The organism is Bradyrhizobium sp. USDA 3240 (assembly GCF_054063295.1).
This window is the reverse complement of sequence record NZ_JBSSGD010000002.1, coordinates 1226450-1244721: the sequence shown is the minus strand read 5'-3', so window position 1 is coordinate 1244721 and position 18272 is coordinate 1226450. Positions and strand designations below refer to the sequence as shown.

The 18272-nt window shown below is 66.0% G+C and carries 11 protein-coding genes; 7 read left to right on the top strand and 4 right to left on the bottom strand.

The features are described from left to right. Window positions 1-77 precede the first annotated feature (77 nt). Window positions 78-947 carry an MlaD family protein gene (locus tag ACVIGA_RS06645; RefSeq protein WP_223970151.1) on the top strand — a complete coding sequence of 290 codons (870 nt, stop codon included), beginning with the start codon at window positions 78-80 and terminating at the stop codon, window positions 945-947. A gap of 221 nt (window positions 948-1168) precedes the next feature. On the opposite strand, the gene ACVIGA_RS06640 is transcribed toward ACVIGA_RS06645, so the two are convergent. Further along, window positions 1169-7138: an apolipoprotein A-IV repeat region-like domain-containing protein gene (locus ACVIGA_RS06640; protein ID WP_456665742.1), complete on the bottom strand. Its 5970-nt coding sequence runs from the start codon at window positions 7136-7138 to the stop codon at window positions 1169-1171. A 380-nt stretch (window positions 7139-7518) separates the two neighbouring features. Here ACVIGA_RS06640 and ACVIGA_RS06635 point away from each other — a divergent pair, with 380 nt between their 5' ends. Together ACVIGA_RS06635 and ACVIGA_RS06630 are read left to right on the top strand one after the other, a co-directional pair. Next, entirely contained in the window at window positions 7519-7896 is a 378-nt protein-coding gene (locus tag ACVIGA_RS06635; protein ID WP_092115455.1) for an Hpt domain-containing protein, read from the top strand. Window positions 7897-8058: 162 nt separating this feature from the next. Then, window positions 8059-8379 carry a 2Fe-2S iron-sulfur cluster-binding protein gene (locus ACVIGA_RS06630; protein WP_092115454.1) on the top strand — a complete coding sequence of 107 codons (321 nt, stop codon included), beginning with the start codon at window positions 8059-8061 and terminating at the stop codon, window positions 8377-8379. Between the two features lie 104 nt (window positions 8380-8483). Here the strand turns inward: ACVIGA_RS06630 and ACVIGA_RS06625 are convergent, their stop codons facing one another. Further along, window positions 8484-8945, bottom strand: a complete 462-nt coding sequence (locus tag ACVIGA_RS06625) for an acyl-CoA thioesterase (protein WP_456665741.1) — start codon at window positions 8943-8945, stop codon at window positions 8484-8486. Window positions 8946-9107: 162 nt separating this feature from the next. Between ACVIGA_RS06625 and ACVIGA_RS06620 the strand changes: the two genes are divergently transcribed. Then, window positions 9108-10136 carry an NAD(P)/FAD-dependent oxidoreductase gene (locus tag ACVIGA_RS06620; protein WP_456665740.1) on the top strand — a complete coding sequence of 343 codons (1029 nt, stop codon included), beginning with the start codon at window positions 9108-9110 and terminating at the stop codon, window positions 10134-10136. A 128-nt stretch (window positions 10137-10264) separates the two neighbouring features. Beyond that, complete coding sequence (locus tag ACVIGA_RS06615; protein WP_456665739.1) at window positions 10265-10837, top strand: DUF2147 domain-containing protein; 573 nt, start codon at window positions 10265-10267, stop codon at window positions 10835-10837. Between the two features lie 63 nt (window positions 10838-10900). Here the strand turns inward: ACVIGA_RS06615 and ACVIGA_RS06610 are convergent, their stop codons facing one another. Both ACVIGA_RS06610 and ACVIGA_RS06605 read right to left on the bottom strand, forming a co-directional pair. After that, window positions 10901-12859 (bottom strand): hypothetical protein, encoded by a 1959-nt coding sequence (locus tag ACVIGA_RS06610; RefSeq protein WP_456665738.1) that lies wholly within the window; start codon window positions 12857-12859, stop codon window positions 10901-10903. 103 nt (window positions 12860-12962) lie between these two features. Beyond that, window positions 12963-14039, bottom strand: coding sequence for a lysylphosphatidylglycerol synthase transmembrane domain-containing protein (locus ACVIGA_RS06605; RefSeq protein ID WP_092115450.1), 1077 nt, complete (start codon window positions 14037-14039; stop codon window positions 12963-12965). 618 nt (window positions 14040-14657) lie between these two features. Between ACVIGA_RS06605 and ACVIGA_RS06600 the strand changes: the two genes are divergently transcribed. After that, window positions 14658-16076, top strand: a complete 1419-nt coding sequence (locus ACVIGA_RS06600) for an MFS transporter (protein ID WP_456665737.1) — start codon at window positions 14658-14660, stop codon at window positions 16074-16076. A gap of 78 nt (window positions 16077-16154) precedes the next feature. After that, window positions 16155-18161 (top strand): S9 family peptidase, encoded by a 2007-nt coding sequence (locus ACVIGA_RS06595; protein WP_456665736.1) that lies wholly within the window; start codon window positions 16155-16157, stop codon window positions 18159-18161. Window positions 18162-18272: the final 111 nt, after the last annotated feature.

Sequence of the window (18272 nt, the reverse complement as noted above, 5' to 3'; positions counted from 1 at the left end):
GCGCCAACAGGGAATTCGACGGGCTCGAACGCAGGCCGACTGCGTGAGCGCCCAAGAGTGATGAACGCGAGCAATTGATGGAAACGCGGGCGAACTACGTCTTGATCGGGGCTTTCACGCTGGCGGTAATCGCCGCGGCGTTCGGCTTCGTGCTGTGGTTCCAGAGCCTGCACACCACCAAGCAGCGCAGCCCCTTGCGGGTGATCTTCGAGGGGCCGGCGTCGGGCCTGCGCAACGGCGGCAACGTCAATTTCAACGGTATCAGGATAGGGGAGGTCGTCTCGGTCAAGCTCGACAACCCACGCCGCGTGGTCGCTCTGGCGATGATCGAGAACAACGCACCGCTGCGCAAGGACACCCTCGTCGGCCTCGAATTCCAGGGCCTGACCGGCGTCGCCGCGATCTCGCTGAAAGGTGGCGAGGAGGCCGCCCCGCCGGTGCCGCTGGATGAGGACGGCATCCCGGTTCTGACCGCCGACCCGAACGCGTTGCAGGACGTCACCGAGGCGATCCGCGCCACTCTGCAAAACGTCAACCGCATCGTCGCCGACAATCAGCAGTCGGTGAAGAATTCGCTGAAGAATCTCGAGGTCTTCACCCAGGCCTTGGCGCGCAATTCCGAGAAGATCGACAACGTCATGCTCAAGGTCGACGGCGTGATGGGCAAGGCCGACAATCTGATGCTGGGCCTCAACGCGATCGCGGGCGGCAACAATGGCAGCGAGCTGAACCTGATGGTGAAGTCGATCCGCGAGCTCGCCGACAACGTCGACAAGCGGTCCAATCTGCTGATCAACGACGGCCGCCGCACGCTGTCCGACATCAGCCGCGCCGTGAACAATTTCGACCGCAACCCGAGCCGGGTGATCTTCGGCGGCAGCAACAACGCCGCACCCGAGCCCGCGCCGGCTCCAGCCGCAGCACCGACCGGGCCGCGGCGGCGGTAGTAGGTTGCGCGAGTAGCGAGTAGCTCTTTTCCCCGCTGCCAGGCCAGTCATTGCGAGGAGCGAGCGACGAAGCAATCCATCGTGCGCCGAGTCGAGAGGTGGATTGCTTCGCTCCGCTCGCAATGACGGTTGTTCTCCATCGCGTCTCCGCGAGCCGTTCGCCTTAGCCAAAACAAAAACGGAGACCTTTAGGTCTCCGTTCTCCATTCGCTAGTCGCAGCTTACCCCAGCCGTCCTGCCGCGTGGGCGAGCAGGGTGTAGACCAGCCCGGTCTCCGAGGTCAGGTGGCTGCTCAGCTCCTGCTGGCCGCGGCCTTCGCGGGCGACTTCGTCGAGCAGGCGCTCGAACTCCGCGATGTAGCGGTCGACCGTCTGCTTGAAGCCGCGGTCGGCGCGGTACTTGCGGGCCACTTCATCGAAGGCCTTCTGGCCGGCCGGCGTGTAGAGGCGCTTGGAAAACGCCTTGTTCTCGCCGCGCTGGTAGCGATCCCACATCTCGGCGGCGAGCGTGCGGTCCATCAGCCGGCCGATGTCGAGCGACAGCGACTCCAGCGGATTGGCGGCCGGCTGCGGCTGCTGCGGACGCGGGCGCTGCTGGGCGTCGCGGCCCTGCGGGGCAGGCGGCGGCGCGTCGCTGCGGTTGAGCAGGTCGGACAGCCAGCCGTCGCCGTTGTTGTTGGGGCCGGCCGGGCTCACCGACGGGGCCTCGGTGCGGCGCGAGGTCGCCATGCCGAGATCAGGCGGCGGCAGCGTCGAGGCGCTGTTGCCATTGTCGCGCACGCTGTCGCGCATCCGCACGTCGGCGCGGCCGCCGGCGGCAGCCATCACCGGCTCCTCGTGGCGGACGCTGGTGCGGTTGGTCGAAACCACGTCGAGCCCGCGGCCGTGATGGGCGACGATGCGGTTCAGCTCGGCCAGGGCCTCGATCTGGTCGACGATCACCTTGCGCATCTGCGCGGTGTTTTCGGCGGCCTCCTGCGGCATTTCCAGCACGCCGCGGCGCAGCTCGTTGCGGGTGGCCTCGAGCTCGCTGTGCATCTCGCTCGCCATCTGCTTCATCGCCGTGACCATCGCGGAGAACTTCTCCGTCGATTCCCTGAACATCGCATCGGTCTCGGCATTGCTCTGCTGGTAGAGGTCGTTCATAGCGTCGACGGTCTGCTGACGCTCGTTCTCGGCGGCCATGCGCACCGCCTCGAACTGCTTGCTGATCGCAGCCGAACCTGCGCCTGCGGTCTCCGCCACCACGCGCGCGATGTCGCGAGCGCGTTCCTCGGCCGCGCCGAGCGATTCATCGAGCAGCCCGGTGAAGCGCGACAGCCGCTGGTCGAGATCGGTGGTGCGCAGGTCGATGGTCGTGACCAGCGATTCCAGCGCCGACTTGCGCTCGCTGACGGAGGTCGTCGTCGAACGGTTGGCCTGCTCGACCACGGCAGCCGCATCGATCAGCGCCTTGCCATGGGTCTCGAACTGGCTCGACAGCGCGCCGAGATCTTCCAGCGCCTTGCCGGTCTTGCTGTTGAACACCGTGAGCTGGTCTTCCAGCGTCTGGGTCGCCACGCCGTTGCGCGAGGTGACGTCGTTCATGGCGGACACGAAGTCGGCCACGCGGGTCACCAGCGCGCGCTCCAGCGAGTTGAGGTTGTCGTGGGCGCCGGTCAACACTTCCTGCAGCAGGATGTTGCCCTCGCGCAGCCGCTCGAACAGCGCCACCGTGTCGGTGCGCAGGATCTTGCTGGTCTCCTGCATCTCCGTGACGGCCGAGATCGAGACCTGGCGCGACTGGTCAATCGCCGCGCGGGAGGCATGCTCGAGCTCCTTGAGCGACTTTGCCACCGCACCGGTCGCCTGATCGCCGGCCGAGGTGATGTTGCGCGCGACGTCGCCGCCATGCGCCGCCATCGACTGCGAGAAGGCGAGGCCGCGGTTTTCGATCGCCTTCAACGCGTCCGCGGTGGCGCGATCCATGTCGTTCGACAGCTGCGTGGTCTTGGCGGTCAGCGCCTCGACCAGCGAGCCGCGGCGGCCGTCGACCATCTGCGACAGGCGCTCGGTCTGCTGCTGCACATAGGTTACGATCTCGTCGGTCTTGCCGGTCATCGCCGAGCCGAATGCGCTGGAGGCGGACAGCACCGAACGTTCGATGTCGGCGGAGGTCGTCTTGACCTTGGTCGAGACCTCGTTCGACATCGTGATCAGCGCGGCCTGTGCGTTCTGCGCAGAGGTCTGGATGTTGTCGGTGGTCTTGGCCGTGACCGAACCCAGCGCGCGCTCGATATCGGTCGAGAGCGTGCGGATCTGGGCGGCGGCATCGGCGGAGGTCGCCGCAAACGAGCTCTGGGCCTCGCGGGCGCTGCCCAGGATGGTCTGTGCGGTCTCGGCGCTGGCCGCGGTCAGCGAGCGCTCGATCTCGACGGAGATCGCGCGCATCTGGCTTGCGGCCTCGCTCGACGTTGCCACGAACGAGTTCTGGGCATCGCGGGCACTGCCGACGATCGTCTGGGCGGTGTTGGTGCCGACCGACGTCAGGGTGCGCTCGACATCGGCTGCCAGCGACTTGACGTGGTTGGCTGCTTCCGTCGACGCGGTGACGAGGGTGTTCTGCGCCTCGCGAGCGCCGGCCGTCAGCACCTCGATGGTGCCGGAACCGGCCATCGACAGCGCGCGCTGGATATCGGCGGCAAGCGCCGACACCTTTGTCGCAGACTCGGTCGATGCGTTGACCAGCATGCTCTGGGCTTCACGCGCGCCTGACGTGATCGATTCCGCGGTGGCGGAACCGGCCATCGACAGCGAGCGCTCCATGTCGGCCGCCAGGGTGCGGACCAGATCGGTGGCCTCGGTGGATGTGCTGGCCAGCGTGCTCTGGGCCTCGCGCGCCGAGGCGACGATGGCTTCCGCGGTGGCGGAGCCCGCCATCGACAGCGAGCGCTCGATATCGGCCGACAGGGTGCGGACCAGATTGGTGGCGTCGGTGGACGCACCGGCCAGCGTGTTCTGGGCCTCGCGGGCGGAGGCGACGACGGCTTCCGCTGTCGCGGTGCCGGCGGTCGAGAGCGAGTGCTGGATGTCGGCCGCGAGCGTGCGGGCGAGGTTGGTGGCTTCGGTCGACGCGCCGGCCAGCGTGCTCTGGGCTTCGCGGGCGGAGGCGACGACGGCTTCCGCGGTCGCGGAACCGGCCATCGACAGCGAGCGCTCGACGTCGCTGGCGAGCGACTTGACCTGGCCGGTGACGTCGTTCGACGTCGCGATCAACGTGGTCTGGGCCTCGCGGGCGCCGGTCATGATCGCTTCGGCAGCGGCAGAGCCGGACATCGACAGCGATTGCTCGACATCGGCGGCGAGCGACTTGACTTGGCTTGCGGCTTCGATCGAGGCCGAGACCAGCGTGGTCTGTGCGTCGCGGGCGCCCGACAGAACCGAGGCTGCGGTGGCGCTACCGGCCGCCTGCAGCGTGCGCTCGACGTCCTCCGACAGCGCCTTGATCTGCGAGGCGACGTCGCCGGATGCGGAGACCAGCGACACCTGGGCGTCGCGGGCACTGGTGAGGATCGAGTTGGCGGCGCTGGTGCCGACGGCGGTCAGCACGCCCTCGACCTCGGCCGAGCTCAGCTTGAGCTGGTTGCCGACATCCGCGGACACGGTGAGCAGCGCCTGCTGCGCGGTGCGCGCGCCGGTCTGGATGGTTTCGCTGGTGTTGACCACGAGGTTGGTCAGCGAGCGCTCGGCGTCCTCGACATGGGACTTGATGCTCGACGACAGCAGCTCGGCGCGGGACATCATGTCCTCGCTCGCCTGGCGGCCGCTGCTCTCGATGCGGCCGGCGACGGCCTCGACGCGCGAGCCCAGCAGGTCCTCGAACTGCGCGACGCGGGTGTCGATGTCGCCGGCGATGGCGCCGACGCGGCTCTCGATGCCCTGCTGGATGTCGGCGAAGCGCGCCGAGATGGTGTCGGTCACGTTCGAGCTATGACCACTGATGGTCTCGACGAGGCGGGTGTTGTGACCGTTGATGGTATCGGCGAGGCGGGTGCTGTGACCGTCGATGGTATCGGCGAGGCGGGTGCTGTGGCCGTTGATGGTGTCGACCAGGCGGTTGCTGTGGCCGTCGATGGTCTCGGTGACGCCGTTGATGCGATGGTCGACCGCGGCGATCGCCTGCACGGTGCCCTCGGTCAGGGTCGTGGTCAGCAGGCCGAGGCGCGAGTCGATCGAGTGGATCGCCTGGGTGGCGCCTTCGGTCAGCTGGGTCGCGAGCGTGCCGAGATGGCCGTCGATGGTGTCGGTGACCGACTTGGCGCGGCTCTCGAAGGTGACTTCGAGCGACCTCATGCGGCCGTCGATCGCGTCATCCAGCGACTGCAGGCGGCCGTCGAACGAGCCGATCTTGGTGGCGAGCGATGAGTCGAACGACGACAGCTTGTCGGTCAGCGAGGCGTCGAGATTGGTGACACGGCTGCCGAGCGTGGTCTCGAACTGCAGCAGGCGCTGGTCGAGCGAAGCGGTGATCTCACCGCTATTCGAGGTGACGCGATTGTCGAAGGTGTCGACATAGGTCTTCAGGCTGTCGGCGATGTCCTGGGTCCGCTGGCCCATGCGCTCGACGATGTCGCCGCCGAATGTTTTCACGGTGCGGTCGAATTCCGAGATGTGGCGGGTGATCAGCGCGCCGAGCGTGCCGGAGTCGCGGGCGAATTTCTCGGCGAGCTCGCTGCCGTGGTTCTTCACCAGGTCGTCGAACGCGCTCATCTGCAGCGACAGCGAGTCGTGCGCGGTCTCGGTCTGGCCCACCACCTTGGCGACCAGCGAGTTGACGGTGACGTCGAGAGCTTCGCTCGCCCTGTCGCCAGAGGTCATGATCTGGCCGGCGAGGCGGTTGCCGGCGTCGTCGATCTTGCTGACGAGGTCGTTGCTGCGCAGCTCGAGCTCGAGCAGCAGCGAGTCCGCGGAGTTCTTCAGGGAGTCGTGGACCTCTTCGGTGCGGTCGGAGATGCCGTCGACGATCGCGGACGAACGCTGCTCGAACTCGCCGGTGATGCGGTCGATGCGCTCGTTCAGCATCTCGTGGACGCGATCGGCCAGATCGACGAACTCGTCATGGACGTGACCGGTCTTGAAGTTGAGGCTGGTGGTGAGCCGCTCGGAGGCGTCCATCACCGCGCGCGTGGTCTCGGCGCTGGCTTCCTCGAGGCGGTCCAGCAGGTCGCCGCCGCGCTCGCCGAGCGCGAGGATCATGTTGTCGCCGGCATGGCTCAGCGCGGTCGTGATGTGCTGGCCGCGCTCTTCCAGCGCGCCGGTGATGCTCTTGGCGACCTCGTCGACGCGCGAGGCAATCGCGTCCGAGATCAGCGCGATGTCGTGGCGCAGGTCGATCTGCACGCCGGAGATCGCGCTGCGCACCTGCTCGGCCTGGCCGACCAGATTGTCGCGCTGGTGGGCGATGTCCTGCAGCAGCGCGCGGATGCGCACTTCATTGTCGGAATAGGCGCGCTCCAGCGCCGCCACCTCGTTGGCAACCAGGGTCTCGAGTTCGCCGGCGCGCGCGATCGCGCGCTCGACGCCATCGCCCATCGCCGCGACCTCGCGGCGGATCGCCTGGCCGACCGTCACCATCGAATCGGCAGCGGCGTTTTCCGGCTCGGAGAATCGCATCGCGACCTGCGCCATCGATTGCGCGATCATCTGCATGCGCTGGCCGTGCGAGGCGAGGCTGGCGAGGTAATAGAACAGCAGCACCGGAACGGCGAACAGCGCGGCGAGGCCGGCGAGCACCAGCACGCCGGTGCCCTGGGCCATCGAAGCCTGCAGGGCCGGCCAGAACGCGATGGTGAGGATGACGCCGCCGAGCAGCCAGGCGCCGGAGCAGACGAAGAACAGCGTGAAGGCGCTGCGGGCGCGGCCTCCCTGCAGCGTCTGCAGCATCTGGCCGATGGTCTCGCGATCGTCATTGGCGGCGCGGCGCGGCGCGCGCGGTTCCTCGCTCGGCTCGAACACCGAACGATCGCTATTCGAGCGGGACTCGAACGATGCGGCTGAAAAATCCGGAGCTGATGGCGGCAGGTTCGGCGGCGCGGCGCCTTCGTTGAGGGGGCTGCGGCTCTCAGCGCCTTGCTCGCCGATGTTGAGGGCTTCCTGGATGGCAGAAAGCGCGACCTCGGTGGGATCTTTGACCTTCTTGGGAGTGTTCGCCATGTTCAGTCTGAGCCCTCTCACTATTTTACGCGTCGGCGAGCCTGCGAAACGTCCCCGCGCAAGCTCGAAGCCGGTGCCCACAAGCGGAGCGCAAGCGCCCCCTCGGCGGCTTGTCCGCTACATCCGCAAACATCCTATTGGGAGAGCGATGCGAATGAAATGCTTGCGATTAATACTTTCTTAATCATCGTTAACAGCTTTGCGCCATAAGGCCTTATGGGTGCTCGAAATTCCCGCCGGAGAGGGCTGATTGTGTCCGGAAATTGTCCAGAATCGGGCGGTTTTGCCGATCATCCCGACAACAATTCGTTAACCAGTTTCGTGATTGGCTGGGCGAACGGTCCGCCGGTGAAGCCCGGCAGAGACGACAGGGACAGGCCATGCCGCTTCATCTCGAACGGGTTGAATGGACGCAATCGCCGCCGCTCGCGCCGGGCGACGGGCCGATCGACGTCGATCACCTGCGACGGATGACGCTGGGCGACCCGGGGCTGGAGCGGGAAGTGCTGGCGATGTTCTCGACCCAGTCGGCCCGGATCCTTGGCGAGCTGGCTGCCTTGCCGCCCGAGGCTCCGACCCACGCCCACACCCTGAAGGGATCGGCGCGGGCGATTGGCGCCTTCGGTGTCGCCGAGGCTGCCGCCAACCTGGAAACCGCGCTGACCGCCGGTTCCGACCCGGCCCAGCCGCTCGCCGCGCTCGGGGCCGCGATCGCCGAGGCGCGTACGGCGATCGAGCTGATTCTGGGCCGCTCCTAGGCTTTCCAGCAGCTCCACGGCCTGCGGCAACGGTCTGGGCGCCGTCCCGGCCGGCCGGCAGGTTTTCGGTCTCCGCGCTAGCGCTGTGAAGATCGACCCGTTATACGACTGCCCGGGACCTTTCCAACCATCGTCCGGCGCATTCCGGCAGCACGAGCAATCATGGCCAAAATCCACTTTATCGACCATTCCGGAGAGAAACGCTCCATTGATATCGAGAACGGCGCGACGGTGATGGAAGGCGCGATCCGCAACGCCATTCCCGGCATTGAAGCCGAATGCGGTGGCGCCTGCGCCTGTGCGACCTGCCATGTCTATGTCGATGACGCGTGGCGCGAGAAGGTCGGCGCGCCGTCGCCGATGGAAGAAGACATGCTGGATTTCGGCTTCGACGTGCGTCCGAATTCCCGGCTGTCCTGCCAGATCAAGGTGACCGACGATCTCGACGGACTGGTCGTGTCGACGCCCGAGCGCCAAGCCTAGAGCCTTTCGTTCCGATTGAATCGGAACGAGGCTCTGGATCTTGTTTTGACGCGTTTTCTTCACGCGAACCGGTATCCACTTCGCTCGAAAACGCTCTGTGGTCTCTATTCGCCGTCCGGGTTCACACCGCGACGGACCCAGCGGCGGAAGTTCTCCTTGACCTCCGCCGGCAGCGGCGTCGGTCTGCGCGTGGCCTCATTGATCATCACGGTGACCGCCTTCGCCGACGCCACGCATCTCCCTTCCGAAAATACCACCTGATCGAAAGTGGTCGACGTCCGTCCGAACTTGACGAGACCGAGCCCGAGCTCGATCTGGCCCGGCCAGTGCAACTCGGCGCGGAAATGGATGTCGAGCCGCACCATGATCCAGCCAAGCCCGGCCGGCATCAGCCCCATGCTGAGGTCCTTCACCAGCGTGACACGGCCGGTTTCAAAATAGCTCGCATAGACGGCGTTGTTGACGTGCCCGTTCGGGTCGAGATCGGCAAAGCGCACATTGTCGGACAGGCGATAGGGAAAGTCTTCCAGGCGCAGCGCCTCGTCGGCGCGGACAGGGGCATTCACGAGGGGGATCTCCATCGGTTTCCCGCCCATACAGCCGAGTTACGCAGGCTCGGCAAGGGGTTGCCGCGCCAGCCACTGTCCCTATTATGCATGTCCCGATCCGGCCCATTTGGCTGGGCAGGCGAGAGCCGTCCAGTCGATCTCAACTGAAAAGAAGCGGACATGAGCGAAGCGATCAAGACCGATGTGCTGATTATTGGCGCGGGCCCCTGCGGACTGTTCGCCGTGTTCGAACTGGGCCTCCTCGACATGAAGGTGCATCTCGTCGACATCCTCGACAAGATCGGCGGGCAGTGCGCCGAGCTCTATCCCGAGAAGCCGATCTACGACATTCCCGGCATTCCCTTTGTCACCGGCCAGGGCCTGACCGAGCAGCTGCTGGAGCAGATCAAGCCGTTCGGCCCGACCTTCCATCTCAACGAGATGGTGGAGAGCATCGAGAAGATCGGCGATCCGCTGTTCCGCGTGAAGACCGATGCCGGCAAGGAGTTCGAGTGCAAGGTCGTCGTGATCTCCGCGGGCGGCGGTTCGTTCCAGCCGAAGCGTCCGCCGGTGCCGGGCATCGAGGCCTATGAAGGCACGTCGGTGTTCTATGCCGTGCGCAAGATGGAGCAATTCCGCGACAAGAACATCCTGATCGTCGGCGGCGGCGACTCCGCGCTCGACTGGACGCTCAATCTGCATCCGATCGCCAAGCGCATCACGCTGCTGCACCGGCGCGACGATTTCCGCGCAGCGCCGCACAGCGTCGAGCAGATGCGCTCGCTGGTTGCCGGCGGCAAGATGGATCTGAAGATCGGCCAGGTCACCGGGCTCGAAGGCGCCAACGGTCAACTCTCGGGCGCTGCGCTGAAGGCCAACGACAATGCGATGTCGACGATCGCCTGCGATACGATGCTGCCGTTCTTCGGGCTCACCATGAAGCTCGGCCCGGTCGCGAACTGGGGCGTGGCGCTGGAGAACAACCTGGTGCCGGTCGACACCGCAGCGTTCGAGACCAACGTTTCAGGCATCTTCGCGATCGGCGACATCAACACCTATCCGGGCAAGCTGAAGCTCATTCTCTCCGGCTTCCATGAGGGCGCGCTGATGGCGCAGAAGGCACATCGCTACGTGTATCCGGACAAGCGCCTAGTGTTCCAGTACACAACCTCGTCATCAAGTTTGCAGAAGAAGCTTGGAGTGAACTGATTCCACTTCAGCAGCGACCAATGCCAGGGGCATGGGCCATTGCCCGTGCGGGCGCGGGTACTGGAACACTCCGCGAAATGGCCGTAGTCTGCTCGTAGTCAGATTTGTCGATTGATCAGGTGATGATGATGCGGAACACGCTATCCAGACTTCGGCTGATCCTGGCGATCGCCTCGGCCTTTGCGCTAGCTGCTCCGCTTGCAGCTTCCGCGGCCGAGCTGTCGGCGGCCGGACTCTGGCAGAAGATCGAAGACGGCAAGCCCGAGGGCTGGTTCCTGGTGATCGAGCGCAACGGCCTGTTCGAGGGCATGATCGCAAAGATGTTCTCGGCGCCCGGCGATCCGCCCAACCCGGTCTGCTCGAAATGCACCGACGATCGCAAGGACATGCCGTGGCTTGGCATTCCCCTGATCCGCGACATGAAGCGCAACGGGCTCGCCTATGAAGGGGGCAACGTGCTCGATCCGCGCAACGGCAAGATCTACAAGGCCAAGATGACGCTGAGCGCCGATGGACAGACGCTGACCATGCGCGGCTATCTCGGCATCTCGCTGTTCGGCAAGGACGAGGTCTGGACCCGGCTGCCGGACACGGCGATGGCGCAGCTCGATCCTACAATCGTAGCCAAATATCTGCCCGCGCAAGCCGCAGCGATGAAGCCGCCGCCGCCGGCGCCTTTGCCCGCGACGAAGCGGCACTAGGACTCTCATTGGGATCAGGTTCGTTCGCGGCCGCACGCGTGCGGCGTCGCAAGCGTGGAGCGTTCAGCGTTGCTCCGGTGCGGTCGGCAACGGCGCGACGGGCTCGGAGATCACCTCAGGCACCGTGGTGTTCAAGCGCAGCACGGCGGCGGCTGCGGGGATCGCGGCATCGGCCATCGCCGCATGACCTTCGGCGCTCGGATGCACGGCGCCGCCATACACCGCCGACAGGATGCCCCATGTCGCATCGTGGATGTCGGTTGGCTGCATCGAGGACGGCAGCCCCTGCGGGTAGGTCATCGCCGCGAAATAGCTGTCATTGGCGTCGCGGATCCAGCGCGCACGCGGCAGATAGGCGCGGTATTCGCCGGCGCTGCGGCCGCATTTGAGCGGCTGACTGGCTGCGGCGACGATGTCGGAGACGAAGCTGTCGCCGTTGGCGGCGAAGCAGTCGCGGTCGAACTCCGGATCGGTCGACGCGCGTGCGCAGAAGCCGTGGCTTGCAAACGCATCCTGATGCGCGTCGACGAAGGTCATGCGGTCGGCCTGCGGATTGCGGCAGATGATGCCGGACTGGCACTGCGCGATCGCCTTGAGCTGCGGCAGGAACTCGTTCTGTACGAAGCCAGAGACCGCGGCGAGCCGCTTCGGATCGGCGTTGAACGAGGGATGGATCTCGAAGCCGGCGCGGCCACCGGGGCAGGGCGCGCCGCCATTAGCCAGCGCCGGATTGGCGTAGGCCGTGTAGACCACGTGCGAGAGGTCGCCGCCGACCAACGGCTTCAGCGCATCGCGCAGCTTGGCGAAATCGGCCGGCAGGTCGCGCGCCAAGGCTGAGCGGGCATCGTCGACGCTGGCCATCGAGCCGCCCTGGCTGAACAGTGCGCGTTCGGTCGGTGTGTCGACGATCACGTTGGCGACGAGGCCGGAGAAGTAGATGTCGTTGGCACCGACCGACAGCAGCACGAGATCGAGCGTGCGGTCGGGCTGCCGGCGCTTGGCGGCTGCGAGCGCCGTGCGCAGCTCCGCGATCTGGCCGTTGACGGTGCCCGAGCAGGTGTTGGCGGTTTTCGTCGGCAGACATTCCCGCGCCTGCTGCGAGCCGAGCAGGCCGTCGGCGATGGTGGCGCCGGTGCAGGCCAGCGGCAGATAGGTCACCGCGATGTGCGGATATTGCACGGCGAGCGCAAGCGCGGTGCGGGTCTGGTAGCTGTACAGCGAACGGTGACAGGCCGAGTTGAGCCACAGCGCGCTCTGGCGCTGCCAGTTGGTCAGGGTGTCCGGCGCTTCACAGGCGCGGCCGCCTTTGAACCCGGCGCGGCTCGGCCGGTAGTATTGGGCCCCGCCGAGATAGGAGCGGAAGCAGAACCCCTCGTCGGAGAGGGCGATGGCGCGATCGGGATTGCCTTCGCCGGATGCGATGCTGTCGCCGAGGCCGGCGATCAGCAAATCGCGTACCGCGATCTGGGTCGTCACGCGCTGGTTGGCATCCGAGCCGCTGGCGACGTCGACGGTCGCGACCGTGGTACGGCCGTAGCGGACCCGCAGATTGACCGGCTCGGCGCAATCGAATGTTTGGGATTGCGGCCCGTCGCCGTCGTCGAACGACCAGGCGCAGGTCGCGCCGACCGGAACTGGACCCGCGAGCCGCACCACGATCGGGTGATCGATCGGCGTCAGATAGCTTTCCTTGACGTTGTCGCGGGTGCAGGGCTCGCTGACGCGGCCTTGCAGGTCGATGCAGAGCCGGTTGACCGTATTGCGCGCCCAGCCGCGGCCGTCGCTCTGCAGTTCCAGCGCCTGTTCCGAGGCCAGCACGCTGCGGCCGAGCCCGCTTTCGACATGCAAGCGGAAGTCGCGTTCCTCGCGGAACAGCCGGAAGCGGTTGCGGACCTCCCAGGAGATCGAGAGCTGGGTATCCTGCGCGTCCGCGGCCGAAGCCAATACCGCCGCGAGCGCGCTGCCGAGCAGCACGCTGCAGACCGTTGCATGAAACGAATAGCGAACCAAAGAGCCAATCATGGCGCGGTTTGACGCGAGTGGTACGGCGAAAATAAGAGAAGCGGCCGCAGAGACCAAAATCCGGGATCGAGACACCGGGGCGAGGGACCGATAACGTTCGCTGTTACCGTCTCAGCCGCCTGATCTGCTGCTGCCGGCTTTCGATCGGTTGCCGCACGGTCGCCGAAGCCGTGCAGGCTTGGCTGAGTCTTTTTCGTTCCTGCCACGGCCGCACCACGTTGAGCCACAGCTCGCGCATGCCCATGATCGAGATCGAGATCCCGAACGGGATCAGGAAATAGAGGATACGGAACACGACCAGCGTCGCCAGCAATTGCTCCTTGCTGAACTCCGGCAGTGCCACCAGCATCGCAGCGTCGAACACGCCGATCGAGCCGGGAGCGTGGCTCGCAAAGCCGAGCAGCGTCGCCAGGATGAACACCACCGCCAGGGAAACGAAGTCGATATGCGGCTCGGTCGGCATCAGAAGATACATCGCAAGCGCGCAGAAGCCGAGATCGACCACGCCGATGATGATCTGCAGCAGCGTCAGCTTGGCCGAAGGCAGCACCACCTTCCAGCCGTTCTGGCCGAGCTCGCGGCGCTTCTCGCCAGTCAGGAGCCAGACGAAATAGGCGCCGATGCCGGCAAGGCAGCCGAGCGCGATCAGCCGGTTCATCGCCGGCGGCAGCAGGTCCATCGCCGATGCCGCCGCGGGGTGCCAGGCCATGCCGAAGCCGAGCACGAACAGATTGCCGAGCCAGAACGTCAGGCCCGAGAGAAAGCAGATCTTGGCGACGTCGATCGCGGAGAGGCCGTAATCGGAATAGATCCGGAAGCGGATCGCGCCGCCGGTAAAGACGGTGGCGCCGATATTGTGGCCGATCGTGTAGCTGGTGAAGCTCGACAGCGCTGCGATGCGGTAAGGGACGTGGGTCTTGCCGATCGTGCGCAGCGCGAAGAAGTCATAGAAGGTCAGCGTGCAGAACGCCCCGACCACGCAGAGCGCCGCGAGCGCGATCCGGTGCGGCGCGATGTCAGTCAGCGCGGTGAGGATGATACCGGTGTCGACGCCCTTCAGGGTGTGGACCAGCGTCGTGACCGCGAACACGATGATGAGCACGCTCGCAGCGATCCCGAGCCGTTTCCAGCCGATCTTTTCCTTGAAGCCACGCCCAAGCGTGGTCAGCAGCCGAAGCATTCATCCTCCCGGCAGGGACAATTTCAGTGGGACCCGGTCACGAACAGCGACGGGTGACGGGCAAACGCACCGTACGCGATGACCCATAAGGCAAAACCGATGCGTTGTGCAGCCCTTGACAAGCCAACCTTCGGCTCCCGTCCAGCGTTGTTGTCATACTGGCTACATATGTTCTCGCTCTGCGGAATGTGAGTCGCTGCCATGTCGTGGTCCGCGACGTGACCACTGCATGTTCCACCGTCCTTCAGCCATTCCATGCGATTTCGTCGGTATTTTTGCCGATTTTGCCGCCGTCGCAGCGGCACTGCGGAGCCGTCGGAGCGGAGCGAATAGACGATATGCATCAGCGTGGGGGAGGTCCGGGCAGGCTGCGGCGTTTACCAAAGTGTGAAGTCGCTGTGCGCAACTGCGTGATCGGGCTGTGGACCGCGGTTCGGGCCGCAATGAGGCGCCCGCGGGGCGGTCCGTAGGTCTATTGAGGCAAAACGCCGCGCAACATCGCCGCGGCTATATGGCCCCGGCCGGCCTGACGATACCATACTTCGATCCGCAACGAAGGATCATTGAGAAACGAAGACCTATCTCTCGCATTGGTTGCCGAGAAGCGAGGTCAAGACCATGCAACAGACATCCCTGAACCTCCCGCGCCTGCCGGACTGGCGCACGGCGTCGCAGCAGCAGCCGACCGGGCTTGCGGCGACGTTGACGCTCGCCGCGACGAGTCTCGGTTACGGCGTCGTGCAGCTCGACGTCACCATCGTCAACACGGCGCTCAACGCCATTGGCGGTTCGCTCGGCGGCGGCGTCGCCGAGCTGCAATGGGTGGTCAGCGCCTACACCATCGCCTTTGCCGCCTTCATCCTGACCGCGGGCGCGCTCGGCGACCGGATCGGCGCCAAGCGCATTTTCATGGCCGGCTTTGCCATCTTCACTGCGGCGTCGGTTGGGTGCGCCGTCGCGCCTGATGCCGTGACGCTGATCGCCGCGCGCTGCGTGCAGGGGCTGGCCGCGGCCATCCTGGTGCCGAACTCGCTCGCGCTGCTCCGCCACGCCTATGCGGACGAGAAGGCGCGGGGACGCGCCGTCGGCATCTGGGCCGCAGGCGCGAGCCTTGCGCTGACCGCGGGCCCGTTCGTCGGCGGCGCGCTGATCACGCTGGTCGGCTGGCGCGCGATCTTCCTGGTCAATCTGCCGATCGGCCTGGCCGGGCTGTGGCTTGCCTGGCGCTTTGCCGGCGAAACCACGCGCCATCATCAGCACCGGCTCGATCTGCCGGGACAAATTGCGGCGATCGCCGCGCTCGGCACGCTGGCCGGCGCGCTCATCGAGGGCGGCGCGCTCGGCTGGGGCAACCCGTTCGTGGTCGCAGGCTTCGTTCTGGCGGCCGTCTTCTCCGTGCTGTTCGTCTGGCGTGAGGCGCGCGCCGCACAGCCGATGCTGCCGCTCTCGCTGTTCAGCCACCGGATGTTTGCTCTGACCTCACTGGTCGGCCTGCTGGTGAACGTTGCGTTCTATGGGCTGATATTCGTGCTCAGCCTCTACTTCCAGCAGGTCAACGGGCTGTCGGCGTTCGCCACCGGCCTCGCGTTCGTGCCGATGCTCGGCGCCGTGCTGCCCGCCAATTTGATCGCGCCGCATGTCGCGGAGCGGATCGGCGCGCCGCGGACGATCGCGCTCGGCGCGGCGCTCTCGGCCACCGGATGCCTGGCGATGCTGTTCATCGGTCCCGCTACCAGCTATCTCGCGATCTGCCTGCAACTGCTGGCGATCCGCGGCGGCCTCGGCCTGCTGGTGCCGCCCCTGACATCGGCGCTGCTCGGCAGTGCCGACCCGCAGCACGCCGGGATCGCGGCCGGGGTGCTGAACGCCACCCGGCAGACCGGCAGCGTGCTTGGTGTCGCGCTGTTCGGCTCGGTGGTCAGCCGGTCCGCGGTCTTCATCGCCGGCCTGCATGCGGCACTCGTGATCTCCGCCGGCGTGCTGCTTGCCGCCGCCGCGCTGATCTGGATCGGTGCATCATCACAACCGCGGCAATGAGCGAGGCCGTCGTTGCGCGGTCACGGCGCGGCATCTAACCTTGCGGCGTCGGGGACTGTCGCCGAGGGGGCTGACCAGATGCCTGCGCCGATCGACCGTCGTCTGCTGCTGCGCTGCGCCGCCATGCTCGGCGCCTCGCTGCCGTTTGCCAACCTGATCGCTCCGGCGCGCGGAGAGGCGTCCGCTCTGATCGCGCGCAGGGTGTTCTTCGACAATCCCGATTACATCAATGTCCGCCTCAGCCCGGACGGGACGCAGCTGTCCTATGTCGCGCCGCTCGACGGTGTGAACAATCTCTGGGTCGCCCCGCTGTCCGATCCCAAGGCGGCGCGGCCGGTGACCCGCGTCACCGATCGCAACATCTCGGCCGGCTATCGCTGGGCGCATACCAACCGCCATGTGGTGTTCTTCCGCGAGCGCGACGGCGACGAGAACTGGCGTGCCGCCAGCGTCGACATCACCGACGGCAAGATTGTGCCGTTGACGCCGGAAACCGGGGTCAAAGCCTTCCTGCAGGAGTCCGATCGCAGATTCCCCGAGGAGATGCTGCTGCGGCACAACCAGCGCGACAAGTGCTACTTCGACATGTACCGCGTCAACATCGTGACCGGCGCGAGCGCGCTCGTCTACGAGAACCACGACTATATCGCGCTGATCACCGACAGCACATTCCAGTTGCGGCTGGCGTCGCGCCTGATCGCAGACGGCTCCGCCGAGGTGTTCGAGCGCGGTCCGGACGGCAGCTGGGCGCCGTTCATGACCGTGCCGATCGCCGAGACCGATACGACCCAGCTGCTGGATTTCAGCGAGGACGGCAAGACGCTGTACCTGATCGATTCACGCGGCCGCGACAAGGCGGCGTTGTTCGCCCTCGACATGGCGACGCGCCAGACCACGCTGCTTGCCGCCGATGATGATGCCGACATCGTGCGGGCGATGTTCGACGAGAATCGCCGGCCATTGGCTGCGCTGGCGATCACAGACCGGACGCGCTGGCACGCCGTCGATCAGAGCGTCGCCAACGACCTCGCCGATCTTAGCCGCTATGGCGCCGGCGACGTCAGCTTTGTCAGCAACAGCGATGATCTCCGGCTCGGCACGATCCATTTCGAGCGCGATACCGAGAGCGGTGAATTCGCGCTGCTGGACCGCAAAACGCGCGAGGTGCGCAAGCTCTTCACCCAGCGCCACACGCTCGACGGCCTTGTACTGCGCAAGCTCGAGCCGGTCGTGATCCCCTCACGCGATGGCCTGCGCCTCAACTGCTACCTGACCCGGCCGGTCGAAGCCGCGGCCGGACCGGTGCCGCTGGTGCTGGTGATCCATGGCGGGCCGTATTACCGCGACACCTGGGGGTTCAGCCCGGTCCATCAATGGCTCGCCAACCGGGGCTATGCGGTGCTTGCCGTCAACTACCGGGGCTCGACCGGCTTCGGCAAAGCCTTCATCACTGCCGCCGACCACGAATGGGGCGGCAAGATGCATGACGACCTGATCGACGCGGTCGATTGGGCGATCGCGCAAGGCATCGCCGATCCGAAACGCGTCGGCTTCTTCGGCGGCAGCTATGGCGGCTATTCGGCGCTGGTCGCCGCGACCAAGACGCCCGACGTCTTCGCCTGCATCGTCGATCTGTTCGGCATCTCCAATCTCGTCACCTTCATGGCGACGATCCCGCCCTATTGGGGCCCGTGGATCAGCGTCTGGAAAAACCGGCTCGGCGATCCCGGCACCGAGACCGGCCGCGCGTTCCTGGTCGAACGTTCGCCGCTGACCCACATCGAGCGTGCGGTGAAGCCGATCCTGATCGCGCAGGGTATGCGTGACGTGAGGGTCGTGGCGGCCGAGTCCGAGCAGATGGTCGATGCACTCAAGCAGCGCAGCGTCCCCGTGACCTACATCACATTTGCCGACGAGGGGCACGGTTTTGTGCGGCCGGAAAATCGGCTTGCCTTCTATGGCGTCACCGAAGCGTTCCTCGCCAAGCATCTCGGCGGCAATTGCCAGCCGATCGGAAACGATTTCACCGGCTCGTCGCTCAAGGTCGAGACCGGGGCCGAACTGGTGCCGGGGCTGCACGGTTAGGGCCAATTACACCGGCGGATTGCGGTTTTCCCTGGTTGTCTCGCCTGCATTCAAGGCTTCTTCACCATGCGTGGAGCCTTGTTGCGGTGCGGTTACCGTTCATACACGAAT